The following is a 23,858-nucleotide window of genomic DNA, read 5'->3' on the forward strand; positions in this document are numbered from 1 at the left end:
CAACCTGACAACACCTTCTCCGTCCCGACGACAGCACCACCCGACCCGGAGAAGTGGAACCCGGCGCCCATTGGATGCGACAACCGGGCCGTCGGCCTGCCCGCCATCAGCCACAGAAAGCAAAACGGTCCGCCGACTCCGTCGACAGACCGTCATGCAAGATCGAGGCTGGACTTCCGCACATTCGTTTTGGCCGGCGACAGGCCTGGCATCGGGCGTGTACACACGAAGCGGTTCCGCTTCGGAGACATGAAAGGGGATGAAGTCATGACTCTCGTGTATGTGTTCTTCGTCGTCATGTTGTTCGCGGGGTTCCTCATTGTGTGGATGATGGGAAGGTCCGGTAAAAAGTGAGTGCTTTTCCATCTCACGCTGACGCGTGGTGAAGAACGAGAAAAGTCTTCACGATGCCGGTGATGCGGTGGGTGCTGCAGCGGAGTTTCCGCAGCAGGCGCCGGCCCTTGAGAGTGGCCATGGCCTGCTCGCCGCCCAGCGCAAGGAATGCGCTCTCATCTGCAGCGAGAAGGGTGCCCGCTGGGGCGGACGCCCCCTTTCGCCGGCAGTCCGACGCCGCTTGACGGTCAGCGACTCAGAAGTCTCGGAAGGTGCCGTCGTCGTCGACGGGGCGGGCGGACTCCTCGAAATCCACGATCCGTCCTCATTCTTCACCTCGCCTGCTCAAACGAAGGCCGAAAACGGCTCAGTACCGCCAACCCGATGAATCAGCCGGACTTCACCGTCTCCGCCCCGCGCGAAGACCGACGACCGCCTCACTGGCGAGGACGGGCATCAGTCGGCCAGGAAGTGTTCCAGTGCTTCCACCACGAGCTGGTGGTCCTGGAGTTGGGGGAGGCCCGAGACGGTCACCGCGCCGATCACGCCGACGCCCTCGACGGTGATCGGGAACGAACCCCCGTGGGCCGCGTAGGTGTCGGGGTCCAGGCGCGAGGACTCCTCGAACGTCGTGCCCTTGGCCCGGTGCCGGGCGCCCACCAGGTACGACGCGGAGCCGTACCGCTCGACGACCCGGCGCTTGCGGGCGATCCAGGCGTCGTTGTCGGGGCTGGAACCGGGGAGGGCGGCGTGGAAGAGCTGCTGGCCCGCGCGGTGGATGTCGATGGCGACGGGGGCGTCGCGCACCCGGGCCAGGTCGACGAGGAACGAGCCCAGTTCCCAGGCGTCCTCGTAACTGAACTGCTGGAAGACCAGGCGGCGTTCCTGCGCCTCCAGTTCTTCCAGGCTCGGCTCTTCCACGCTCGGTGTTCCCGCAGTCGCCTCTTCCTCGCGGGGGGCGGGTTCGGGTCGGGTCACAGTGTCACCGTCACTTTCTCGTCGGCCGAGCGCCGGGCCGCCTCCAGGACGTCCAGGGCGGCGGCGGCCTCGCGCGCGGTCACCGGGTTGGGGCCGGCCTCCCGGAGGGCCTTCGCCACGGCCGTGTAGTAGGCGGGGTAGTCGCCGGGGAGGGTCGGCTCGGGGCGCCCGCCGCCGGTCACCGGGGACTCCCCGGAACCGACGCGGCCCCACAGCTCCTCCGGCTCGGTGCCCCAGTCGGAACCGGCGCCGGGGCGCAGGCCGTCGCGCAGGGCGGCCTCCTGGGGGTCGAGGCCATGCTTGACGTAGCCCGCCTTCGAGCCCAGGACGCGGAAGCGCGGGCCGAGCTGGGCCGTGGTCGCGGAGACGTAGAGGTGGGAGCGGACGCCGCTCGCGTGGGTGAGGGCGATGAAGGTGTCGTCGTCGGTGCGCGCGCCCTCGCGGCGGATGTCCACCTCGGCGTAAACGGAGGCCACCGGGCCGAAGAGGACCAGGGCCTGGTCGACGACATGGCTGCCGAGGTCGTAGAGCAGACCGCCGATCTCCGCGGGGTCGCCGGACTCGCGCCAGCCGCCCTTGAGCTGCGGCCGCCAGCGCTCGAAACGGGACTCGAACCGGTACACATCGCCGAGTGTGCCCTCGGACACCAGTTTGCGCAGGGTGAGGAAGTCGTTGTCCCAGCGGCGGTTCTGGAAGACGGAGAGGAGCAGACCGCTCTCCTCGGCGAGCGCCGCCAGCTCACGGGCCTCGGCGGCCGTGCCGGCGACGGGCTTGTCGACGACGACCGGCAGACCGGCCTTCAGGGCGGTGGTGGCGAGCGGGACGTGCGTCCTGTTCGGCGACGCGACGACGATCAGGTCCAGCTCGGCGGCGCGCTCGAACAGCTCGTCCGGCGTCGCCGCGAGGCGGACGTCCGGGAACTCGGCGCGGGCCTGCTGCTGCCGCTCGGGGTTCGAGGTGACCACCGTGTCGAGCGCGAGGCCCTCGGTCGCGGCGATCAGCGGGGCGTGGAACACGGAGCCCGCGAGGCCGTAGCCGACGAGGCCGACGCGGAGGGGAGTGCCAGTCATGCCCCTACTTTCGCAACGCTGTTGCCAAAGTGCAAGCACGGGGGAGAATGGGCGGGTGAACAGGACGTACGGCGGTATGCGGGGCGGGGCGGGGACGACCGGTACGGCGGTCGTGCCGGGCGCGACGGGCGGGGTCAATCTGCTCGCCCTGCGCAGCCACAACGCCGCGCTCGTGCTCGACCTGCTGCGGACCGCCGGGGCGGAGGGCATCAGCCGGCTGGAGCTCGCCGAGCGGACCGGTCTCACCCCGCAGGCGGTCAGCAAGATCACCGCCCGGCTGCGGGCGGAGGGGCTCGCGGCGGACGCGGGACGCCGGGCCTCCACCGGGGGCAAGCCCCGGACGGTGCTGCGGCTGGTGCCGGAGGCGGGGCACGCGGTGGGCGTGCACCTGGACCGGGACGAACTGCGGGCCGTCCTGGTCGACCTCGACGGGACGGTCGTGGGGGAGCGGAGCGCCCCCCTGGACCTGGGGGCGGGGGCGGAGGCGGTACTCGCCGGGGTGGCGGGAGTCGTCGAGGGGCTGTGGACCGCCAAGGACGGGACCGCCGGGGACGGAGCCGGCACCGGCGTACGGGTGCCGCCCCGGCCCGCCCTGCTGGGTGCCGGAGTCGCCCTGCCCGGGCCGCTCGACCACGCCCGGGGCGTGCTGCACCGGGTGACCGGGTTTCCCGAGTGGGACGGGTACCCGCTGCGGGACGCGCTGTCGGAACGGCTCGGCGTGCCGGTCGTCGTCGACAAGGACACCAACGCGGCGGCGCTGGGCCTGGCCGTCGACGGCGAGGGCGGCTCCTTCGCCTATCTGCACCTCGGTACGGGGCTCGGGGCCGGGTTGGTGATCGGTGGCAGCGTGCACCGGGGGCCGCGGACCGGGGCGGGGGAGTTCGGACACCAGGTCGTCCAGTTGGACGGGCCGCGCTGCGGTTGCGGCGACCGCGGCTGCGTCGAGGCGCTGTGCCTGGCCGCCGTGGCGCGGGGCGACACGGACGAGGCGGCGCGGGTGCTGGGCGTCGGCGCGGCGAACCTGGTGGGCCTGCTCGACATCGACCGCGTCCTGCTCGGCGGCCGCACGATCGAGGCCGCCCCGGAGGCGTTCGTGCGGGGAGTACGCGCGGTGCTGGACACCCGGGCCCGGCGCACGGGGGACACGGCCGTGCCGGTACGGGTCGCCTCCGGGGGCGGGGTCGCCGAGGGGGCGGCCCAGTCGGTACTGGCGCCGGTGTTCGGACGGGGGGACGGGTAACCGGAAAGCAGGGGGGCGGAGGGGGTGCGCTGCTCCGAGCGGGGGGAATCGTGGGGCCGTGCGGGGGTGTTCGGGCGTGTCGCCGTGGTGTCCGCCCGCCGATCGGCAAGGTCATACGGCATGCGACTCCGCACACCCGCGTCCCTCTTCCTGGCGGTGCTGGCCGCCGTTCTTCCCACCGCGGCCCAGGCCCGGACGGAAGCACCGCCGCCGACCTGCGCCGCCGAGGACGACGCCGACTTCCCCCTCACCGCCCGTATCCACGGCGGCCCGGACACCTACACGGCCGGCGGCGGCTACGGCACCTGGTACCTCCAGCTCACCAACACCACCGACCGCTCCTGCGGCGACATCCATCCGGTCGTCGTACTCGTCGACGAGAAGCGGGAGTTGCGGGCCTCGCAGCCGGTGCTGGAGTTCTACGCGCCGGACCGGGAACAGCCGCACCCCGTCCGCTTCGAGACCACCGACGAGGACGAACTCGTCGGCGCCTTCGTCGACGAGTACGCGGGCTTCGCGGGGTTCACCGTCGAGCCCGGCCGGACCTTCACCGTGCAGGTACGGCTCGCGCTCACGTCCGACGCCGTGGCGGGCGAGGTCGTCGCCAAGGCCGCCGTCGTCCAGCGGCGCGAGGACGACGGCGACTGGGTCGGGCAGTCGGACGACTACCGGTTCCGGATCGAGCCGGCGTCCGGCAAGGAAGCCGGTGCCACCGGCCCCGAAGAGCTCGCCCGTACCGGTGTCGGCACCGCCGGGCCGCTCCTGACCGTTGCCGCGGTGGCCCTGCTCACTGGGGGACTGACGAGGGCGCCGGCCCGTCGGCGCCGCTGAGACCGTCTCAGACGAGGTCCACCAGGTCCGCGATCGACTCCACGATTCTGGTCGGTCGATACGGGTACTGGTCGATGTCGCCCTTCGCCGTCAGTCCCGTGAGGACGAGGAAGGTCGCCATTCCGGCTTCGAGCCCGGCCAGCACATCCGTGTCCATCCGGTCGCCGATCATGGCACTGGTCTCCGAGTGCGCGCCGATGACGTTGAGGCCGGTTCGCATCATCAGAGGGTTCGGCTTACCCACAAAGTACGGCTCCTTCCCTGTGGCTTTCGTGATCAGCGCAGCCACGGAACCCGTTGCGGGCAGTGCTCCCTCGGGAGACGGTCCGGTGTTGTCCGGGTTGGTGGCGATGAACCGGGCTCCGCTGTCGATCAGACGGATGGCCTTCGTCAGAGCCTCGAATGAGTAAGTACGAGTCTCACCCAGGATCACGAAATCGGGGTCGGTATCGGTCATGACGTAGCCCGCGTCGTGCAGGGCCGTCGTCAGGCCTGCCTCGCCGATGACGTAGGCCGTACCTCCGGGGTGCTGCGTGTCCAAGAAGGTTGCCGTGGCCAAAGCGGAGGTCCAGATGTTCTCGACCGGCACGTCGAGCCCGATCCGGTTCAGGCGTGCGTGCAGGTCCCGGGCCGTGTAGATCGAGTTATTGGTGAGGACGAGGAACGGTCGCCCCGAGTCGCGCAGCTTCCTGATGAAGGCGTCCGCCCCGGGCACCGGGACCCCTTCATGCATCAGCACCCCATCCATGTCGGTGAGCCACGATTCAATGGGCTTGCGCTCTGTCATGGGGATGGACTCCTACCGTACGTAAACCATGGGATGACTCATGCTATGCAGTCGCTCCTGTGCCGGGATCACCCTGACAGCAGATGAGACCCCCGGAAGCCCAGCAGCAAGGTCGACCGGGGGACGATCACCACAGCCTCGATGCTCCGTGCCATCTCCCGCCGCTTCATCTCCACGGTGTACGTCTCCCACTCACGGACGATGGCGGCAGGGCCCGGACCTAATTTTCTGTGTGCCGCCGCCATCCGTACCGAACCCGCTCTCTCCGAGGGCTGGCTCCCTCTTGGGCGTGCCCTCCCGCCTTACCTCGTCCATCACCCGTACGGAGTAATCTCCGCATCCTTGAGAATGCGGTGCCGTATTCGACGGGGGACGCTCCCGGTGTCTGGAGGTGCACGATGGGTCCTGTGCGACGCGCTCTCTGTACCGGCGTCCTGGCGGCCACCGCGCTCACCCCGGCGGCGTACGCGGCGGACGGCGCGGGCGGGGTGTCGGTGACACCGGCGACCCCTGCCCCCGGCGCCGACGTCACCCTCGAGGTGGCGGAGTGCGCCGAGCGGACCGCGGTCGCGGTGTCCTCGGCGTTCGTCTCCGAGGTCCGGCTCACCGTCGCCGACGGCGTACTCGTCGGGGAGAGCAAGGTCCGCTCCACGCTCACCACGGGGACGTACCCCGTGCGGGTCGACTGCGGTGAGAGCGCCCGCAAGGGCACGATCACCGTCGCCCCCGCCCGCAAGCAGCCCGGCGGTACGGCCGAATCGCCTCCCGCCTCGCCCGTCGCCCCCGTGGACGCGGGTGGCGGGGGAGCCGCCCGGACCGTCGTCGCCGCCGACGAGTCCGAGGAGGGGCCGGGCACGGCTCAGACGGTGACCGGACTGTTCCTCGCCGCCGCCGCGACGGCGGCCGTCGTACGCAGCCGCGTCCGGCGGGACCGCGGAACGCACTGAGGCCGGCGATGTCCGATCATCATCAGAACCAGAACCAGAACCAGAACCAGAACCAAGGCCAAGATCAGAACCAGAGCCCGTCCGGTGTCGGGCGGCTGTTCACCGGGGTGGCCTGGGTGGCCCTGCTGCTCGGGCTCTGGCTGTGGGGCCGCGAGGGAACCGACCTGCGCCCCGGCGTGTCCGGACCCGCCACGGGTGACATGGCGGCGGCCGGCCGCCCGCCCCGGGTGGAGCTCCCGCCCGCCCACCGGCCGCTGGGCGAGGCACCGCCGCAGCGCCTGGACATACCCGGCCTGGACGTCCGGGCGCCGGTGGTGGCCCGTGGGCTGGACGGGCGGGGCGCGCTCGACCCGCCGCCGTTCGACCGGCCGGGCACGGTCGGCTGGTACGCGGACGGGGTGACGCCCGGGGCGTCCGGCACCGCGCTGGTGGTGGGGCACGTCGACACCGAGACCCGGCCCGCCGTGTTCTACAAGGTCAGTACGCTGCGGCCCGGCCAGAAGATCCGGGTGGTCCGCGCGGACGCCGAGGTCGCCGAGTTCACCGTCGAGGACATCCAGGTCCTCCCCCGGGACGGCTTCGACGCCCGGCAGGCCTATGGGCCCCGCCGCTCCGGCCGGGCCGAACTGCGCCTCGTCACCTGCGGCGGCAGCTTCGACGAGGCACGCCACCGCTACACGGCCAACGTGATCGTCTCGGCGTACCTGACGGACACCACCACCTGACGACCGGCTCCCCACCCGTCCACCCGGCCGTACCACAGCGGCTGTAACAGGTCGCGGACAAGACGGGCTCGGCCTCATGGGTGCCGCGGGGCGTATGTCAGGATTGGGGCTCGGAAGGCTTGGAACGAGTGCACCCAAGGGGGGTTGGATGTACGGCAGTAGGGGGGTCGGGGCGTTCGCCGGGAGGCGGGCGTCGGCAGCGGTACTGGGGGCGGTGCTGCTGATCACGGGCTGTTCCTCCGGCGATGACGAGGGGGGCGAATCCGGCAAGGGGTCCGACGCGGCGATCACGCAGCAGCCGAAGGACGCCAGCCCCTTCTGGGTCAACCCGCAGGGCAACGCCGCACAGCAGATGGCCGACCTGGAGAAGGACGGCAAGAAGGCGGAGGCCGAGCAGGTCCGCAAGATCGCGGAGCAGCCCACCGCCGAATGGATCAGCCCGGAGAACCCGGAGGAGCAGACTCGCGGCTTCACCGAGGCCGCCGACAAGGCGGGCCGCACCGCGCTGCTCGTCCTCTACAACATCCCGCACCGGGACTGCGGCCAGTACTCGCAGGGCGGTGCCGCCGACGGCGACGCCTACCGCTCCTTCATCGACGGCGTGGCCAAGGGCATCGGGGACCGCGCGGCGACCGTGATCCTGGAGCCCGACGCGGTGCTCCACCTGGTGGACGGCTGCACGCCGGAGAAGTTCCACGAGGAGCGCTACGACCTCCTCGGCGGCGCCATTGACAAGCTCGCGGGCCTGAAGAACACCACGGTGTACCTGGATGCGGGCAACGCCGGCTGGGGCAGCCCCGACCAGATCCACGAGCCGCTCAAGTGGGCGGGCCTCGACAAGGCCGACGGCTTCTCGGTGAACGTCTCCAACTTCTACTCCACCGAGGACTCCATCGCCTACGGCAAGAAGCTCTCCGCCAAGGTCGGCGACAAGCCCTTCGTCATCGACACCAGCCGCAACGGCAACGGCCCCTACACGCAGGGCGACGCGGACGAGCGCTGGTGCAACCCGCCCGGCCGCGCCCTCGGCGAGACCCCGACGACCGAGACCGCGGACCCGCTGGTGGACGCGTACCTGTGGGTGAAGCGGCCCGGCGAGTCGGACGGCGAGTGCAAGGGCGGTCCGAAGGCCGGCGAGTGGTGGGAGGACTACGCGGTGAAGCTCGCCGAGGCCGGCGACGGCGACTGACCGTGCCGCGGCGCACGCGGCGCACGCGGCGATGAACAGGAGACAGGGAAAGGGGGCGTCCTCCACGGTGGAGGACGCCCCCTTTCCCTGACCTGCCTGGCGTCAGGGCACCTGTACCCACTGCGCCTTGCTGGGCGTGCCGTCCGCATCGGTGGCGAACAGCATGTACCAGCCCGCCTGGACCAGGTTCCGGCTCTTGGGAACCGTCACCTCCAGCTTGTCGCCGTCGGCCTCGAAGTCCAGGGCGATGGAGCGCTGGTCGATGTCGGTGACGTGGGTCGAGGCGCTCGGCCGGATCAGCCGGACGTTCTTGATCGACCCGGCGTCCTTCGAGGTGAACGTGGCGGAGCCGCCGCGCTCGACGGTCTTCGGACCGCCCGTCAGCTCGGGCTGCCCGGTCTTGCCGTACAGGTACGGCGGTGTGTAGATCTCGATGCGCTGTTCGAACTTGCCGGGCTTGGTGTTGGCCTTGTCGCCGTAGAGCGAGTCCGAGCCGAAGAACATCACGCGGCCGTCGGGCAGCAGGATCGAGCCGGCGTGGTAGTTGCGGCCCACCAGCGGATCGGCGACGCGCTTGAACTCGTTCTCCGCCGTGTCGTAGATCCGCGCCTCGAGGATGTTGGAGTCGCTGCGGCCCCGGTAGTCCTCCGAGCCGCCCGAGACCAGGATGTTGTCGTCGGGCAGGATCGAGTACTGCGGGTAGCGGGTTCCCTTGTCCAGGGAGGGGCCGTCCACGAAGCGCGGTTCGTCGGCCTTGAGGTCGACGATCCGGGTCTTCTCGCTGGCCTTCCTGGACTCGCCGACGCCGCCGCCGCCGATCACCATGTACTTCTCGTCCTGCGCCGGCGGCAGCAGCACCGTGCCGGACGTCTCCATCATGTCGGGGTCGCTCAGCCCGGGGATCTTGTCGAACTTGTTGGTCTCCACGTCCCAGACGCCCGGCTCACGGCCCTCGTCGGCCGGTCCGTAGCCCGCGTTCGAACCCGAGTAGAAGACCTTGCCGTTCTGCATCAGGAACAGCGCCGGGTAGGTCGGGAACTGACGGATCTTGTCCGTGTAGGTCCACTTCTTGGTCTCGGGATCGTAGATCTCGTTCTTGCCCGGGACCAGCTGGCCGATGTCGTCGAGGCCGGAGACGCTGAGGATCTTGCCGTCGCTCAGGGTGGTGAGCGTCGGGTACCAGCGGGCCTCCTTCATCGGGTCGACCTTGATGTACTTCTCCGCCACCGGGTCGAACTCGAAGGCGTCGTCGATGCCCTGGAAGTCCTTCTTGTCCAGGGCGAGCTTCTCGGCGATGCCGTACGTGTTGCGCGCGTCCTCGCCGGTCAGACCCTGCACGGTGTAGTTGTCCTGGGTGCCGGTCTCGTACTTGGCACCCTCCTTCTGCGCCTCGACGTAGGTGCGGCCGTAGCCCGGGGTGTTGCCCAGGAACTCGCCGGTCTCCTTGTCGAAGTTCTTCTTGGCGCGCGGGACGAGCACCGGGTCCTTCGAGACGAAGGTCTTGCCGTTCTCCTTGCCGACGAACCTGGTGCCCGCCGGCAGGGTGATCGGCTTGTCCGGGTTCTCGTTGTGGACGACCATCAGGCCGCCCGCCTTCGTCACGTCACCCTTGAGCTTCTCGTACCGCTTGGTGCCGCCGGCGATCAGCAGGTTGCCGTTGGCGAGCTGGGTGTGGCCGGTGCAGAACAGGTCGCTCGGCGTCGGCACCTTCTTGATGGTCTTCTTGACCGGGTCCCAGATCCGCGTGTCGTACTTCTTGGCGTCGAAGTTGTCCTTGTTGTTGCCGGAACCCGCGACGAGCAGCACCTTGCCGGTGTGCAGCAGCGCCGCGTGGATGGTGTTCTGGCGGTACTCCTCCGGGAACTCGACGATTTCCCAGCGGCCGTTCTCCGCCTTGTACTCCGGCTTGTTGATCTTGTACTGGTGGTATTTCTCGGTCCCGAAGCGGTACAGCCACGGCCCGTTCATTCCGGCCAGCGCGAGTACCACCGCCGTGCCTATCGCGATCCGACGGGCGCGACGGCGGCCTGCACGGTCGTTCATTCCTTACGTCCCCCAAGTCCACCAAGGGCGATCTGCATCGTCTGGTCGTCACCGGGGTGGTAGCCCCCGGTACCTCCTGGCCCGCCCGGTCCCCCCGGCCCACTCTGCGCTCCCGGTCCGCCGTGGGCGCCGGCCCAGCTGGGCCGGCCCTGCGGGGCGTGGGGCGCGTGGTGTCCGTGGTGCTGCTGCGGCATCTGTGGCAGCTGCTGTGTCTGGGGCTCCGGTACGGAGTCCTGTGCCCGGCCCGCGGCGTGCGCTCCGGGCTTCTTCCTGTCCTGGCGCATGCCGTGGCGCCAGGCGAACATGGGCGCGGCCGTGATGAGCAGGGCGAACGTCGCCCAGATGATCATGGCCGGGTGCGAGTGTCCGTAGACGAATCCGGCGGCGATGGAGCCACCGAAGATCAGGATGAAGTACCAGTGGTACCGGAAGGTGCCGAACCAGGTGTCCGGGCTGGCCGAGTCGCCCTTCGGGGTGACCACGAACTTGCTCTTCTTGCGCAGCACGGAGTCGATCAGTGCCTTCGCGTAGAGCGGCGCCGACAGCGCGGACATCACCATGCCGGCCACACCGCCGGAGCCCTCCGGCTCGTGCGGGGAGACGTTGTGGCGGCGGTTCCAGATGTAGAGGCCGATCTGCAGCGCGGAGGCGTTGCCGTAGAGCATCAGCCAGACCGCGGGGTCGATGTTCACACCAGAGGCGCCCAGGCCCAGGAACAGCGCACAGCTCAGCGCCGCCAGGATCCAGTTCAGGGCCGACATCGGGTAGAAGATGATCATCATGGTGTAGTTGAAGAGCTTGCTCGGCGGGAGCGAGTACCAGCCCTTCCAGTACTGCTTGAGGATCGTCTCGTACGTCCCTCGCGACCAGCGCATCTGCTGGGTGAAGAAGTCCGTCCAGGCGTTGGGGCCCTCACCGACCGCGAGCACGTCCGGGGTGTAGACCGAGCGCCACTTCTTCCCCGTCGCCGGGTTCTTGGCGCGGTGCATCTCGAAGCCGGTCGCCATGTCCTCGGTGATCGAGTCGTACAGACCGCCGATCTGCTTGAGCGCCTTGATGCGCACGGCGTTCGAGGTGCCCACGAACATCGGTGAGCCGTAGCGGTTGCCGGCCCGCTGGATCAGCGCGTGGAAGAGGAACTGCTGCGACTCGGCGGCCTTGGTGACGAAGTTGTCGTAGTTGCCGTAGACCTGCGGGCCGATGACGAAGCCGACGTCCGGGTCGCGGAAGAAGCCGAGCATCCGCTCCAGGTAGTTCGGCAGCGGCACGTGGTCGGTGTCCACCGAGGCGAAGAAGTCGTAGTCGTCTCCGTGCGCGTCCAGCCAGGCGTTGTAGTTGCCGTGCTTGGTCTTGGCGCGGTGCGGGCCCTTCTTCTGGTTCCACTTCGCGACGCCCTTGCGGGAGAAGTGGTGCACGCCCAGACGCGCGCACACCTCCTTCACCTCGGGATCGTCGCCCTCGTCGAGCAGCCAGACGTGCATGACGCCCCGGTGGCGGATCTTCACCGCCGCCTCCAGGGTCTTCGTCACCATCTCCAGCGGCTCCTTGCCGGGCACGAAGGAGGTGAGGAAGGCGACCCGGGTGCCGGTCTCCGGCACCACCGGGACCGGGTCGCGGGCGACCAGGGTGGCGTGCGCGTTCGACAGCACGTTCATGCAGCGGAAGAACTCGATCAGCCCGATCGAGACGAGCATCACCATGTCGAGGGCGGGCAGCCAGTCGAACGCCGGGTAGTCCCGCTCCGTCCAGTGCGCGGGCTGCAGCAGCCACACCAGCAGCACCAGCGACAGCAGCGGGGCCGCGGCCAGCATCAGCGCGATGCGGATGCGGTGCGGCTCCTGCGAGATCAGCGAGCGGTACTGCACTTTGTAGGGTCTGTTCGGATCGGGCTGGGTGAGGGGACCCGAGAGCCGGCTGTAATGCTCGTAGTCGTATCTCGGCAGCGTCTTCTTGATCCGCCGGAACGCGCCCGTGTTTCCGGTCCGATGCGCAGGCACCCTGAGCTGGGTGGTCTGGGACGGGTCGTTGTCCCCTTGGGCGCCAGTCGGCGTCGACGTCATGAATCATCCCCCCACACACGGCCCCGCCGTGTGTTTCGTCGCTTGCTGCCGCCCGCGTCCGGTCCCCCTCGACCGTCCCGGGTGTGTCAATGGTGGCCCGCTGTCACCACGTCACCCACACCATATAGACACGGCACGGCGTTCTTTCGGTTGCATGATGCTCTCGTCGGCGGCGCTCCGTGAAACGGGACCTCTCACCCCGTACCGTCCGCAACCGGTACCCCGCCCTCCAACAGCCGCGAATGCGCGGCATGATGAAGAACCCAGGTTGTACCGTGTCCATCATGATCGCAAGGTGTGAAAACAGGTGCACGCCGGTCATACGCGCCCATGGTGGCCTCTGAGGTGGTCCGGCGGGGGGCCTGTTCCCCACGTGGTTCCAGTGGCTCCATACGTGTGGTGAGGGCGTTCCGTTCAAGACATGTCCCTCGGCGGGCGCGAGGGGGTATCCGGCCAAAGGCAACGGGCCCCTCGATCACGAGGAGCCCGTTGCGTCGGTGCGCCGCCAGGGACTCGAACCCCGGACCCGCTGATTAAGAGTCAGCTGCTCTAACCAACTGAGCTAGCGGCGCTCACTGACGCGACAACTCTACCGGACCGGACGGGGTGCTCCCGACCGCCGCCTCCGTCCCGGCGTGGCCGGTGCGGTCCTGCGAGGCCTCGGCCCCGGGCCCGTGTCCGGCGGGATCCGCCACCTGGACCATGACGCGTACATCCTTCGGGCCGTCAGAATGCGCGTCCCGGGCACAGTTGAGAAGCTGACCTTCGTGCACAGACGTGAGGCATTTCACCGGCCGTGTGGCCGGATGTGTGACGGGACGTGTGAGGGGAATCGCACGGGACCCCCGGTGTTCGAGGAGTTCGAGCCCGCGGGCGACTGCGGCTGCCCCGGCTGTGTGCACCGGCGGCGCGTCCTCGCGTATGCGCCGGCCGGCGGCTCGGTCGCCCGCCCGGCGGCGTTCCGCCCCCTCGTGGTGGCCGCCGCGGCCTCGGCGGTGGTCGCCGCGCAGGCCGCCCCCGCCCTGGCCGCCCCCCGCACCGCCGAGCGGCCCGGCGCCCCGGGCGTCCCCGCGGGTGACGAGCCCGCCACCCCGCAGGGACCGAGGGCTCCGCTGTACGGCCCCGTCGGCCGGCCGGCCGATCCCGCGGACCCCTCGATCCCGGCGACGACGCGCGCGATCACCCGCGCGGACATCATCGAACGGGCCAGGAGATGGGTCGCCCAGAAAGTCCCGTACGACATGACCGCGTTCTGGTCCGACGGATACCGGCAGGACTGTTCGGGCTATGTCTCGATGGCCTGGAACCTGCCCGGAAACGAGTGGACCGGCAGCCTCGGGCAGTACGCGGAGAGAATCAGCAAGGACGAACTCCAGCCGGGGGACATGCTGCTCTTCCACAACGCGTCCGATCCCTACGGCGGCTCCCACGTCGTTCTCTTCGGCGGCTGGACGGACGGCGCGCGTACCACTTATGCGGCCTACGAGCAGACTCCTCCGCACACCCTCCAGCGGACCACCCCGTACGCCTACTGGAACAACTCCGCGAGCTACGTCCCGTACCGGTACAAGGGCGTGACCGGCGGTACGGCGGGGGCCAAGGGCGTGAGCGAGACCACCCAGGCCCGGAAACCGTTTCCCGGAACGGCCCATTTCGGCCCCGGCGCGAACAATCCGCACGTCACCGAGCTCGGCCGCCTGCTCGTCGACCGCGGTGGCGCCCGTTTCTACGCCACCGGCCCCGGACCGCGCTGGACGGACGCGGACCGCGCGGCGGTCCTGGCGTTCCAGCAGGCCCAGGGCTGGCAGGGAGCCGCGGCGGACGGCCTGCCGGGGCCGCTGACCTGGGAACTGCTGCTGACCGGCGGGGGCAGGGACATCCCGGCCGCCGAGGACTCGCACGGGGTGCCGGGCTACCCGGGTCAGGCGGCGTTCCGGCCGGGCGCGGTCAACGGCCATGTCACCCGGCTGGGGCAGCAACTGGTGCGGAAGGGGTTCGGCCGCCACTACGTCACGGGGCCGGGCCCGGGCTGGAGCGAGGCGGACCGGCGCAACGTCGAGGAGTTCCAGCGCGCCCAGGGCTGGCGCGGCGGTGCCGCGGACGGCCTGCCGGGGCCGGAGACCTGGCGGCGGCTCTTCTCGTAACCCGAGGGTCGCTCGCCGCGACCAACCCCTGCGGGCTCCGTCACGGTCCGGAGGGTTCTTCGATGTGACGCATCTGGCGCGGAGGCTGGAGACACGCATGACCACGATCACTTCCCACACCCCTGAATCGCCCGTCCCCGAATCACCCGTCCCCGGACCACCCACCCCCGGACCACCGCCCCCCGGAGCCGGGGGCCCGGCGAGGGGCCGGTCCGCGCGGGTCATCCGCAACGAGGCCACCACCGAGATCCCCGTCCATCTGCTCTTCCGCGACGGGCCCGACCCGGTGCCGGTGCGGCTGCGTCCCGTGGTGGTGGGGCGCCGGCAGGGGACGGGGGAGCAGCCGCGGCTCGGCCGTCCGGTCGCCGAACGGCCCCTGCCGCCGGTCGACCCCGAGCTGGTGGAGCGGCCCGCCCGGGTGCTGCCCGGCGGTGCGGGGGTGCTCGCCGGGGTGTGCGGGGCGGCCGGGTGCGTGGCCACGTCCTGGTGGGCGGGCGTACTGCCGCCCCTGGCGGCCGGTGCCCTCGGGCTCCCGGAGTACCCGGGAGCCGCAGGGCTCGGGCCCGCGCAGTGGGCGGGGTACGCGACCGCCGGGGCCCTCGGCCTGTTCGGGTTCGGCGGGCTGGCGCGCGGCCGGACCGGGCGGGCCTGGGTGCTCGGTCTGTTCGGCCGCTACCGGGGGAGCGTCCGGCGGACCGGTCTGCTGTGGGTGAACCCGCTGCTGCTGCGCCGCCGGGTCGACGTGCGGCTGCGGCACTGGCGCAGCGAGCCGATGCAGGCGGCCGACCACAGCGGGGTGGCGCTGCGGGTGGTGGTCCTGGTGGTGTGGCGGGTGCGGGACACCGTGCGGGCGACGCTGGGCGTCGAGGACCACGAGACATACGTACGAGAGTGTGTCGAGGCGGCGCTGCTCCGGGTCCCGATGGAGGCGCCGGGCGCGGTGCGGGGCGCGCCGGACACGGTGCAGGACGCGCTGACCCGGCTGGTGGCGACGGACGCCGCGCCCGTCGGGATCGAGGTGTTCTCGGTGCGGCCGGTCCGGGTGGAGTACGCCCCCGAGGTGGCCGCCGTCATGCACCGGCGCCGGATCGCCGTGCTGGACGCCCAGCACCGGGCGAGCGTGCTCACCTCGGTCGTGGACTCGGTGGAGGACACGGTGACCCGGCTGACCACGCGGGGGCTGGTGGATCTGGACGACTACGAACGCAAGATGCTGGTGAAGGACCTGACGGTGGCGTTCTGCGCGGGACGGGGGGAGACGGGGCCGTAGGCCGGCGGGCGGGCCGGTGGTCGGCGGCCTACGGGCCCGTGTGCCGGGGAAGCGGAACCGGTTCCGCTATTGGTATGGACATGTTCAACTCGTGGTCATAATCTGAGCCTTGGTCTAGACCTACTTGCACGGCTCAGTGAAACTCCCCCACGTTCTCCAGGAGCGGCAGCATGCGCACACGGACCAAGCTGTACGCAGCCGCGGTGGGACTGGCCACGACCGGAGCGCTCGTGCTCTCCTCCGGCGGTGCCAGCGGCCACGGCTACACCGATCTGCCCATCAGCAGGCAGAAGCTCTGCCAGAACGGCAGTGTGACCAACTGCGGCGCCATCCAGTGGGAGCCGCAGAGCGTCGAGGGCCCCAAGGGCTTCCCCGCCTCCGGCCCCGCCGACGGCCGGCTCTGTTCGGCCAACAACACGCCGTTCGCCCAGCTCGACAGCCCGAAGACGCCCTCGGGCGGCGCCTGGCCGACGACCAGGGTGACGGGCGGCCAGAACTACACCTTCCGGTGGCAGTTCACGGCCATGCACGCCACCAGTGACTTCTCGTACTACATCACCAAGCCGGGCTGGAACCAGAACCACAACCTGGCCCGGTCCGACCTCAACCTCACCCCGTTCCTGAAGGTGCCCTACAACGGGCAGCGCCCGCCGCAGACCCTCTCGCACAGCGGCACCCTGCCGTCCGGGCTGAGCGGGCGCCACGTCATCCTCGCGGTGTGGACGGTCGCCGACACGAGCAACGCGTTCTACGCCTGCTCGGACGTCACCTTCTGACGTCACCTTCCGGGGCCCGGCGCCGGACACGTCGAAGGGCCTCCCGCTTCCACGAGAGGCCCTTCACCGTGCGCCGCCAGGGACTCGAACCCCGGACCCGCTGATTAAGAGTCAGCTGCTCTAACCAACTGAGCTAGCGGCGCATGACTCCCGCCGTCCGCTTCCCGCGGTCGGCGACTAGAAAATAATACCCGGTCCCGGGGTGTGCTCCGACCGCGGCGGCGACCGCCGCGGTCGGTGTGATGTCGGTGTGCTGTCGACGTGATCAGGAGGAGAGACCGCAGATCGTCAGCGACAGCAGCACCGGCGCCGCGTTGCGGTTGAGGGTGCCGGCGGCGTGGCGCAGGCGGTGGGCGTGCTCGACGGGCAGGGACAGGGCCAGGCAGCCCACCGAGGAGCCGGCGGTGATCGGGACGGCCGCGCAGACCGTGCCGATCGCGTACTCCTGGAGGTCCAGCACCGGCACCGTGGGCGGGTGTGCCGCCAGCTGGGAGAGCAGCAGCCTGTCGCTGGTGACGGTGCGCGAGGTGAGCCGCACCGTCCGGTGCCGGGCGAGGTGCTCGCGCCGGCCGTTGTGGTCGAGCTGGGTCAGCAGGCTCTTGCCGAGCGCGGTGGCGTGCGCCGCATCACGGAAGTCGACCCACTCGTTGACCTTCGGGGTGGCCGGCCCGTCGGCGTACTGGGTGACCTCGACCTCGCCGTCCACGTACCGGCTCATGTAGACGGCGGCGCCGACGGAGTCGCGGAGCCGGTCCAGGGTGCGCTGGAGCTTGTCGCGCAGGGCCTCCTCGTGTTCCTGGGCCGAGCCGAGGCGGGCGAACGCCTCACCGGCGACGTACGCGCCGTCGGCGCCCTGTTCGACGTAGGCCTCGCGGCGCAGCATCGGCAGGAGCGTGGTCAGTCGCTCCCGGCCCAGGCCGCTCTCGCGGGCGAGTTCGGTGTCGGTGATTCCGGTGGTGTGCCGCGCCACCGTGTCCAGGACGCGCAGCGCGTCCTGGACCGAGTGGTACGGAGCGGTCGGCTTGTGCTTCAGCGCCACGGTTTCCCCCTGCGCTCGCTTGTGGGGCCGCAATCCGGTCAGCGAATCCTCTCCACGATAACCGTCAAGCGGCTCTGCCGGAGCGGGTGTTGACGAGATCGCGGCCTCCCCGACTGCGGCGCCGGTCCCCGGGCATATGCCAGAGGAATGCCCCGGGATATCGATCTCGGACGTTCCGGGCCGGCCCGCCCCGGACACGCCCCGTCATCACAGGACCGCGCTGAGGAACTCCCGGGTGCGGTCGTGCTCCGGCTCGCTGAAGATCTTCTCCGGGGCGCCGGCCTCGATGATCCGGCCCGAGTCGAACATCAGGACGCGGTCGGAGATGTCCCGGGCGAAGTTCATCTCGTGGGTGACGCAGAGCATGGTGATGTCGGTGGAGCGGGCGATGTCCCGCAGCACGTCCAGGACGCCCGCGACCAGCTCCGGGTCCAGCGCCGAGGTCACCTCGTCCAGCAGCAGCACCTGCGGCCGCATGGCCAGCGCCCGCGCGATCGCCACCCGCTGCTGCTGGCCGCCGGACAGCTGCGCGGGGTGCTTGTCGACGTGCTCGGTCAGCCCGACCATCTCCAGCAGCTCCCGCGCCCGCTCCTCGGCCGCGTCCTTCGACATGCCGAGCACGGTGACCGGGGCCTCGGTGATGTTCCGCAGCACCGTCATGTTCGGGAACAGGTTGAACTGCTGGAACACCATCCCGATCTTCTTGCGGACCTCGCGGACCTGCTTCTCCGGCGCGGGGTACAGCCGGTCCCCGTCGACGGTGACCGTGCCCTCGTCGGGCTTCAGCAGGGTCATCAGCAGGCGCAGGATCGTGGTCTTGCCCGATCCGGACGGTCCGATCAAGGTGACGTGCCTGCCGGCGTCCACGGAGAAGTCCAGGTTGTCGAGGACCGTGTGGTTCCCGAACCGCTTGGTGACCTTCTCCAGCCGGATCAGCTCGCTGCCGTCGGGCCGGCTGCCGCCCGCGGGAGTCTTCTCGGTACCGGCACCGGCATCGGCACCGGTGTCGGACATGGGGGTGTATTCAGTGGACAAGGCGTCGCTCCAGGGCTCGCAGGGCAAGGGAGGCCAGGTAGGAGATGACGATGAAGGCGATGCCGATCACCGTCAGGGGCTCGGTGAACTGGAAGTGCTGCTGGGCGAACAGGCGCGCCTCACCGAGCATCTCCAGCACGGTGATCGCCATCAGCAGGGGCGTGTCCTTCAGCATCGAGATGACGTAGTTGCCGAGCGCGGGCACGACCCTGCGCACGGCCTGCGGCAGGATCACCGCGGTCCACGTCCGGCGCAGCGGCAGGTTCAGTGCCGTCGCCGCCTCCCACTGGCCCACCGGCACGGCCTCGATGCCCGCGCGGTAGACCTGCATCGTGTACGTCGAGTAGTGCAGACCGATGGCGAAGACACCCGTGGTCAGTGCCGAGAAGGTCAGTCCCCACTCGGGCAGCACGTAGAACAGGAAGAACAGCTGCACCAGCAGCGGGGTGTTGCGGACGAACTCCGTCACCGCGCCGACCGGCCAGGTCACCCAGCGGCTCGGCACCCGCATCAGCAGGGCCCACACCAGGCCGAGGACGAACGAGATCAGTGAGCCGAGCACCAGGATCTGCAGGGTGACCAGCAGACCGTCCCAGAAGTACGGCATGAAGTCGGAGACCGCGCTCCAGTCCCACTTCATCAGGCACCTCCCCCGCCGACGCCGGTCGTCCGGGCCTGCTTCGGTTCCGTATCGGGTTCGGGCACGGGCTTCTTTCCGACGCCGGCCTTCAGCTTCTTCTCCAGACCGCGCATGACCCGGGTGAGCAGGAAGGCGATCACGAAGTAGATCACCAGGATGTACGTGTAGATCTCAGCGCTCTCCTGCAGCGCGAGGCGCACCAGGTTGCCGCTGAACGCCAGGTCGCCCATCCCCATGATCGACACCAGCGCGGTGCCCTTGAGCAGCTCGATCAGCAGGTTGGAGAACGGCGGGATCATCTCCGGCACCGCCTGCGGCAGCAGGATCAGCCGCAGCCGCTGGGTGGGCGTGAAGCTGAGCGCGATCCCGCCCTCGCGCTGGGCGGGATCGACGGCGGCCAGCGCACCGCGCACGATCTCCGAACCGTAGGCGCCGTAGGTCAGGCCCAGGGCCAGCGTGCCCGCCCACAGCGGCACCAGCTGCCAGCCGAAGGCCGGGGGCAGCACGAAGAACACCCAGAAGATCATCACCAGTGCCGAGGTGCCGCGGAACACCTCGGTGTAGAAGCCCGCGAGGAAGCGGACGAACTTCAGCCGGTGGGTGCGCGCGATGCCCACCACGAAGGAGACCGCCGTCGCCAGCAGCGCGCTGAGGACCAGCAGCTGGATCGTGACCCAGACGCCCTTGAGTACGAGGTCCCAGAGTCCTGAGGTCATCCGCCGCACAGCTCCTTCGCGGTCAGATCCGTCATCTCGTCCTCGGTGAAGCCGAACGGCTTGAGGATGCGCAGCAGCTCGCCGCTCTCCTTCAGCTTGCCCAGCTCGACGTTGAACGCATCCCGCAGCCTCGTCTCGGTCGGCCGGAAGGCGAAGCCGCCCCCGTCGACGTGCGGCTTGCCGTTGACGATCGGCTTGAAGGGCTCCGTGACCTCGGCCTTGGCCGACTTCTTCACCACCTCGCGGGTGGTGAGCGCCGTACCGGCGAAGACGTCGACCCGCCCGGCCTCCACCGCGTTCAGCCCGGCGACCTGGTCGGGGACGATCAGGATGTCGCTCTTCGGGTACCCGGCCTCGACCGCGTACGCGATCTCCGCGTACCCGGTGCCGGTGGCGAACTTCGCCTTCTTCTCGACGATGTCCTTGTAGTCGGTCAGCCCCTTCGGGTTGCCCTTGCGCACGATGAACGAATCGAGCATCTGGTAATCGGGGTCGGAGAATATGACCTGCTCGCAGCGCGCGGGGTTGATGTACATCCCGGCGGCCACGACATCGAACTGCTGCGAGTTCAGCCCCGGGATCAGCGAGCCGAACTCGGTGGGCACGGGCTGGACCCGGTCCACCCCGAGCCGTTTGAAGATGACCTTGGCCAGTTCCGGCGCCTCGCCGGTCAGCTTGCCGTTCTTGTCGATGTAACCGAAGGGGATCTCTCCGGCGATGCCCAGCCGGACCACGCCCGCCGCCCTGAGCCGGGACAGCAGGTCACCGCCGTGCGTACTGGCCTCGGTGGGCACGCGCGAGCAGCCCGCCGCGCCGAGTGCGCCGAGCGCCGCGACCCCCGCGAGCAGCGACCGGCGTGAGGGCCCGGCAGGACCGGGGGTGTCTCCGTGTCGTCTCGGTCGTCTCATTGGTTGTGCCAGTGGTGGAGCCATGGCGGCGCGGCTACCCGAGAAGACGCCGAGTATTCCCGCCAGTTTCGGCCCCGTTCGGCGGTCGGGCGGTCTTGACCGGTGCGGGACGATGGGTCTCATGATGGACCGATATGTAGAGGTCTCGCTGGTCAAACGCGGCATCACCTGTACGGCCCGGTTGCTCGACGACCGTGCGCCGATCACCTGCGCGGCCGTCTGGGACGCCCTGCCCCTGTCCGGCGACGTCTACCACGCCAAATACGCGCGCAACGAGATCTATGCCCTGTTCCCGCCCTTCGCGCAAGCGGAGCCACCGCTGGAGAACCCGACCGTCACGCCCGTCCCGGGAGACCTCTGCTACTTCTCCTTCGCGGGCGCGGAGCTGGGCACCAGGGCTTACGGCTACGACCGCGAGGTCGGTCCGGGCACCACGCTTGTCGACCTGGCCCTGTTCTACGAGCGGAACAACCTGCTCCTGAACGGCGACGTGGGCTGGGTGCCCGGCATCGTCTGGGGCCAGGTCGTGGAGGGCCTGGCGGAGATGGCCGACGGGTGCAACGACCTGTGGCGCGGCGGCGCGGAGGGGGAGACGCTCAGCTTCCGGCGGGCGTGACCCCGGGCGCCCGGGCCGCCCCGGTTTCAAAGAGTGCGTGGGCCGCCCGCAGCACCAGCGTGTCGGCGTGGCGGGCGCCCACGAGCTGGACCCCGATCGGCAGACCGGCCGCGTCGGTGCCCACGGGGACGCTCGCCGCGGGCTGCTGGGTCAGGTTGAACGGATAGGTGAACGGGGTCCAGCCCGTCCAGCGCCGGTGGCCGGAACCCTTCGGCACCTCCACACCCGCCTCGAACGCCGTACGCGGCACGGACGGGGTGACGAGGAGGTCGTACCTGTCGTGGAAGAGGCCCATGCGCCGGCCCAGGTCCATCCGGACGTCCACCGCCGCCAGATAGTCCAGCGCCGAACGGCGGGCGCCCTCGCCGCAGATCTCCCGCAGCCCGGGGTCCAGCAGTTCCCGCCGCTCACGGGTGAGGTGCTGCACCACCCGGGCGGCCCCGGTGAACCACAGGGTGTGGAAGGCGTCCACCGGGTCGGTGAAGTCCGGGTCGGTCTCCTCCACGTACGCGCCGAGCGCGGCCAGCCGCTCCACCGTCCGCCGTACCGCCGCCGCCACCTCGGGCTCCACCGCCACCTGGCCGCCCAGCGACGGCGAGTACGCCACCCGCAGCCCCCGCACCCCGCCGTCCAGCCCCTCCCGGAAGGAACCGGGGGCCGGCGCGAGCGCCGACCAGTCGCGGGAGTCCGGCCCGCAGATCACGTCCATCAGCAGGGCCGCGTCCGCCGCGTCCCGCGTCATCGGGCCGACGTGCGCCAGCGTGCCGTACGCGCTCGCCGGATACAGCGGCACCCTCCCGTACGTCGGCTTCAGTGCGAAGACCCCGCAGAACGCCGCAGGGATGCGGACACTGCCGCCGCCGTCCGTCCCCAGGGCCAGCGGCCCCGCGCCCAACGCTACCGCCGCCGCCGCGCCCCCGCTGGAACCGCCCGCGGTCCGCGAGGGGTCGTGCGGGTTGCGGGTGACACCGCTGAGCGGAGAGTCCGTCACCCCCTTCCAGCCGAACTCGGGGGTCGTCGTCTTGCCGAGGAAGACGGCGCCGTGCTCCCGCAGCCGCGCCACCGACGGCGCGTCCTCGTCCCAGCGGCCCGCCGGGTCGACGGCGCGCGAGCCGCGCAGGGTCGGGGCGCCGCGCAGCAGCAGGATGTCCTTCACCGTGACCGGCACCCCGTCCAGCAGCCCGCGCGGCTCGCCGCGCCGCCACCGCTCCTCGGAGGCGGCGGCCCGCTCCAGCGCCTCCTCGGGGAACAGCCGGACGAACGCGTTCACCTCCGGCCGGCTCGCCTCGGCCCGCTCCAGCGCCGCGCGGGTCACCGCCACGGGGCCGAACTCACCCCGGCGGTAGCCGTCGAGGAGCCGTACGGCGGTCAGTTCGGTGAGCCCGGTGGACCCGGTGGACCCGGAGAACCCGGAGAACCCGGTGAAATCAGACATCCGCTCTCCCGCCACGTCAGTGCCCGGGTACGTACCCGAGCTGCTTGTCGACCACGTTCACCAGCGGCTTGCCCGCTTCCCACAGCTCGTACAACTCCACGAACTGGGCGGCGAGTTCGTCCCGCCAGCCGATCGTGTCCCCGCTCATGTGCGGCGACACGATCAGTCCGGGGGCCCGCCACAGCGGGCTGTCCGGGGCGAGCGGCTCGGCCTCGAAGACGTCCAGGGCGGCGCCCGCGATCCGGTGCTGCCCGAGTGCCTCGGCGAGCGCGTCCTCGACGACCAGCGGCCCGCGCCCGACGTTGACGAAATGGGCGGACGGCTGCATCACCCCGAAGCGGCGGGCGTCGAACATGCCCCGGGTCTGCTCGGTCAGCGGCGCGGCGGCGATCACCCAGTCCGCGCGGGCGATCAGCCGGTCCAGGTCCTCGGAGCCGTGCACCCCCGCGCGGGGAGTGCGGCCGACCAGCGCGGTGGTGACGCCGAGCGCCTCGAGCGTGCCGGCGACGGCCCGGCCGATCGGCCCCGATCCGACGACGCAGGCGCGGGTCCCGGCGACCTTGCGCGACTCGCGGTGGAGCCAGGTCCGTTCCCGCTGGAGCTCCAGCGTCCGCGGCAGATCCTTGGCCAACGCCAGTACGAGAGCGGCGACGTACTCGGCGATCGGCCGGTCGAAGACGCCCCGCGCGTTGGTGACCACCGTGTCGGAGGCGGCGAGTTCCGGACAGAGAAGGTGATCCACTCCGGCGCTCGCGGTGTGCACCCAGCGCGGCCGCGGCCCCCCGCCCGGCCAGGCGGAACGCACCGCGTGCGAGGTGAAGTCCCAGACCAGCAGCACGTCGGCGTGTGGGAGCCGCTCGGCGAGCGTCGAGGCGTCCGCGTGCTCGACCCGGACCCTGCCGGTCAGCCGGCCCAGCCGGGGCGGCGGATCGGCGTCCAGGACGAGCAGCGTGGGGACGGCCCCCGGCGTGGGCGAAGAGGTGGTCGAGGCAGTGTCCGCGGGGGTGGGCGAGGGGGTGGACATGGGCCGCCGTTTCCCCGGATGACCGGAAGTCTGAGATGTGCGGATTGACCAC

21 protein-coding genes, 2 tRNA genes and 1 pseudogene are annotated in these 23,858 nt (G+C 70.6%); 9 read left to right on the forward strand and 15 right to left on the reverse strand.

The window, feature by feature from the left end; all coding sequences use genetic code 11:
• Nucleotides 1–367: 367 nt before the first annotated feature.
• The 3 genes and pseudogenes from DIZ27_RS25525 to DIZ27_RS25535 form a co-directional block, all read right to left on the reverse strand.
• A pseudogene (locus DIZ27_RS25525) lies at nucleotides 368–484 on the reverse strand (IS5/IS1182 family transposase); the annotation flags it as partial.
• 305 nt (nucleotides 485–789) lie between these two features.
• Nucleotides 790–1,254: a heme-degrading domain-containing protein gene (locus DIZ27_RS25530; RefSeq protein ID WP_109380798.1), complete on the reverse strand. Its 465-nt coding sequence runs from the start codon at nucleotides 1,252–1,254 to the stop codon at nucleotides 790–792.
• Between the two features lie 53 nt (nucleotides 1,255–1,307).
• Nucleotides 1,308–2,381, reverse strand: a complete 1,074-nt coding sequence (locus tag DIZ27_RS25535; RefSeq protein WP_109380799.1) for a Gfo/Idh/MocA family oxidoreductase — start codon at nucleotides 2,379–2,381, stop codon at nucleotides 1,308–1,310.
• A 76-nt stretch (nucleotides 2,382–2,457) separates the two neighbouring features.
• Here DIZ27_RS25535 and DIZ27_RS25540 point away from each other — a divergent pair, with 76 nt between their 5' ends.
• Nucleotides 2,458–3,621: an ROK family transcriptional regulator gene (locus DIZ27_RS25540; RefSeq protein WP_109380800.1), complete on the forward strand. Its 1,164-nt coding sequence runs from the start codon at nucleotides 2,458–2,460 to the stop codon at nucleotides 3,619–3,621.
• Nucleotides 3,622–3,741: 120 nt separating this feature from the next.
• Nucleotides 3,742–4,452: a hypothetical protein gene (locus DIZ27_RS25545; RefSeq protein WP_109380801.1), complete on the forward strand. Its 711-nt coding sequence runs from the start codon at nucleotides 3,742–3,744 to the stop codon at nucleotides 4,450–4,452.
• A gap of 7 nt (nucleotides 4,453–4,459) precedes the next feature.
• On the opposite strand, the gene DIZ27_RS25550 is transcribed toward DIZ27_RS25545, so the two are convergent.
• Nucleotides 4,460–5,239, reverse strand: coding sequence for an HAD-IIA family hydrolase (locus tag DIZ27_RS25550; protein WP_109380802.1), 780 nt, complete (start codon nucleotides 5,237–5,239; stop codon nucleotides 4,460–4,462).
• A 398-nt stretch (nucleotides 5,240–5,637) separates the two neighbouring features.
• Here DIZ27_RS25550 and DIZ27_RS25555 point away from each other — a divergent pair, with 398 nt between their 5' ends.
• The 3 genes from DIZ27_RS25555 to DIZ27_RS25565 all read left to right on the forward strand — a co-directional run bounded on the left by DIZ27_RS25555 (nucleotide 5,638) and on the right by DIZ27_RS25565 (nucleotide 8,100).
• Nucleotides 5,638–6,186, forward strand: a complete 549-nt coding sequence (locus DIZ27_RS25555) for a hypothetical protein (RefSeq protein WP_109380803.1) — start codon at nucleotides 5,638–5,640, stop codon at nucleotides 6,184–6,186.
• 8 nt (nucleotides 6,187–6,194) lie between these two features.
• Nucleotides 6,195–6,911, forward strand: a complete 717-nt coding sequence (locus DIZ27_RS25560) for a class F sortase (protein WP_109380804.1) — start codon at nucleotides 6,195–6,197, stop codon at nucleotides 6,909–6,911.
• Nucleotides 6,912–7,059: 148 nt separating this feature from the next.
• Nucleotides 7,060–8,100, forward strand: a complete 1,041-nt coding sequence (locus DIZ27_RS25565) for a glycoside hydrolase family 6 protein (RefSeq protein ID WP_109380805.1) — start codon at nucleotides 7,060–7,062, stop codon at nucleotides 8,098–8,100.
• A gap of 102 nt (nucleotides 8,101–8,202) precedes the next feature.
• Here the strand turns inward: DIZ27_RS25565 and DIZ27_RS25570 are convergent, their stop codons facing one another.
• The 3 genes from DIZ27_RS25570 to DIZ27_RS25580 form a co-directional block, all read right to left on the reverse strand.
• Complete coding sequence (locus DIZ27_RS25570) at nucleotides 8,203–10,143, reverse strand: kelch motif-containing protein (protein WP_109380806.1); 1,941 nt, start codon at nucleotides 10,141–10,143, stop codon at nucleotides 8,203–8,205.
• On the reverse strand, nucleotides 10,140–12,203 hold the full coding sequence (locus tag DIZ27_RS25575; RefSeq protein WP_109380807.1) for a glycosyltransferase family 2 protein: 2,064 nt from the start codon (nucleotides 12,201–12,203) through the stop codon (nucleotides 10,140–10,142). Before DIZ27_RS25575 ends, DIZ27_RS25570 begins: the two co-directional genes overlap by 4 nt.
• A 498-nt stretch (nucleotides 12,204–12,701) precedes the next feature.
• Nucleotides 12,702–12,775 (reverse strand) — tRNA-Lys (locus DIZ27_RS25580).
• A gap of 234 nt (nucleotides 12,776–13,009) precedes the next feature.
• Between DIZ27_RS25580 and DIZ27_RS25585 the strand changes: the two genes are divergently transcribed.
• The 3 genes from DIZ27_RS25585 to DIZ27_RS25595 all read left to right on the forward strand — a co-directional run bounded on the left by DIZ27_RS25585 (nucleotide 13,010) and on the right by DIZ27_RS25595 (nucleotide 16,393).
• Nucleotides 13,010–14,347, forward strand: a complete 1,338-nt coding sequence (locus DIZ27_RS25585) for a peptidoglycan-binding protein (protein ID WP_109380808.1) — start codon at nucleotides 13,010–13,012, stop codon at nucleotides 14,345–14,347.
• Between the two features lie 97 nt (nucleotides 14,348–14,444).
• The gene (locus tag DIZ27_RS25590; protein ID WP_109380809.1) at nucleotides 14,445–15,617 is read left to right on the forward strand and encodes an SPFH domain-containing protein; all 1,173 of its coding nucleotides are present in this window, start codon (nucleotides 14,445–14,447) and stop codon (nucleotides 15,615–15,617) included.
• Between the two features lie 170 nt (nucleotides 15,618–15,787).
• The gene (locus DIZ27_RS25595; RefSeq protein WP_109380810.1) at nucleotides 15,788–16,393 is read left to right on the forward strand and encodes a lytic polysaccharide monooxygenase; all 606 of its coding nucleotides are present in this window, start codon (nucleotides 15,788–15,790) and stop codon (nucleotides 16,391–16,393) included.
• A 69-nt stretch (nucleotides 16,394–16,462) separates the two neighbouring features.
• On the opposite strand, the gene DIZ27_RS25600 is transcribed toward DIZ27_RS25595, so the two are convergent.
• From DIZ27_RS25600 to ehuB, 6 genes are all read right to left on the reverse strand, one after another.
• A tRNA-Lys gene (locus tag DIZ27_RS25600) sits at nucleotides 16,463–16,536 on the reverse strand.
• A gap of 122 nt (nucleotides 16,537–16,658) precedes the next feature.
• Nucleotides 16,659–17,432, reverse strand: coding sequence for an IclR family transcriptional regulator (locus tag DIZ27_RS25605; RefSeq protein ID WP_109380811.1), 774 nt, complete (start codon nucleotides 17,430–17,432; stop codon nucleotides 16,659–16,661).
• A 207-nt stretch (nucleotides 17,433–17,639) separates the two neighbouring features.
• Nucleotides 17,640–18,467: an ectoine/hydroxyectoine ABC transporter ATP-binding protein EhuA gene (gene ehuA / locus DIZ27_RS25610; protein WP_309074909.1), complete on the reverse strand. Its 828-nt coding sequence runs from the start codon at nucleotides 18,465–18,467 to the stop codon at nucleotides 17,640–17,642.
• On the reverse strand, nucleotides 18,457–19,107 hold the full coding sequence (ehuD, locus tag DIZ27_RS25615) for an ectoine/hydroxyectoine ABC transporter permease subunit EhuD (protein ID WP_109380812.1): 651 nt from the start codon (nucleotides 19,105–19,107) through the stop codon (nucleotides 18,457–18,459). Before ehuD ends, ehuA begins: the two co-directional genes overlap by 11 nt.
• On the reverse strand, nucleotides 19,107–19,823 hold the full coding sequence (ehuC, locus tag DIZ27_RS25620) for an ectoine/hydroxyectoine ABC transporter permease subunit EhuC (RefSeq protein WP_109380813.1): 717 nt from the start codon (nucleotides 19,821–19,823) through the stop codon (nucleotides 19,107–19,109). Before ehuC ends, ehuD begins: the two co-directional genes overlap by 1 nt.
• Nucleotides 19,820–20,755, reverse strand: coding sequence for an ectoine/hydroxyectoine ABC transporter substrate-binding protein EhuB (gene ehuB, locus DIZ27_RS25625; RefSeq protein WP_375232005.1), 936 nt, complete (start codon nucleotides 20,753–20,755; stop codon nucleotides 19,820–19,822). Before ehuB ends, ehuC begins: the two co-directional genes overlap by 4 nt.
• A gap of 97 nt (nucleotides 20,756–20,852) precedes the next feature.
• On the opposite strand from ehuB, the gene DIZ27_RS25630 reads away from it, so the two are divergent.
• A complete protein-coding gene (locus DIZ27_RS25630) occupies nucleotides 20,853–21,347 on the forward strand; it encodes a DUF3830 family protein (protein WP_181383691.1) in 495 nt (164 codons plus the stop codon).
• On the opposite strand, the gene DIZ27_RS25635 is transcribed toward DIZ27_RS25630, so the two are convergent.
• Entirely contained in the window at nucleotides 21,328–22,782 is a 1,455-nt protein-coding gene (locus DIZ27_RS25635) for an amidase (RefSeq protein WP_109380816.1), read from the reverse strand. The genes DIZ27_RS25630 and DIZ27_RS25635 overlap by 20 nt on opposite strands.
• A 16-nt stretch (nucleotides 22,783–22,798) precedes the next feature.
• Nucleotides 22,799–23,806, reverse strand: coding sequence for a D-2-hydroxyacid dehydrogenase (locus tag DIZ27_RS25640; RefSeq protein WP_109380817.1), 1,008 nt, complete (start codon nucleotides 23,804–23,806; stop codon nucleotides 22,799–22,801).
• Nucleotides 23,807–23,858: the final 52 nt, after the last annotated feature.

The organism is Streptomyces sp. NWU339 (assembly GCF_003143855.1).
Lineage (GTDB): Bacteria > Actinomycetota > Actinomycetes > Streptomycetales > Streptomycetaceae > Streptomyces.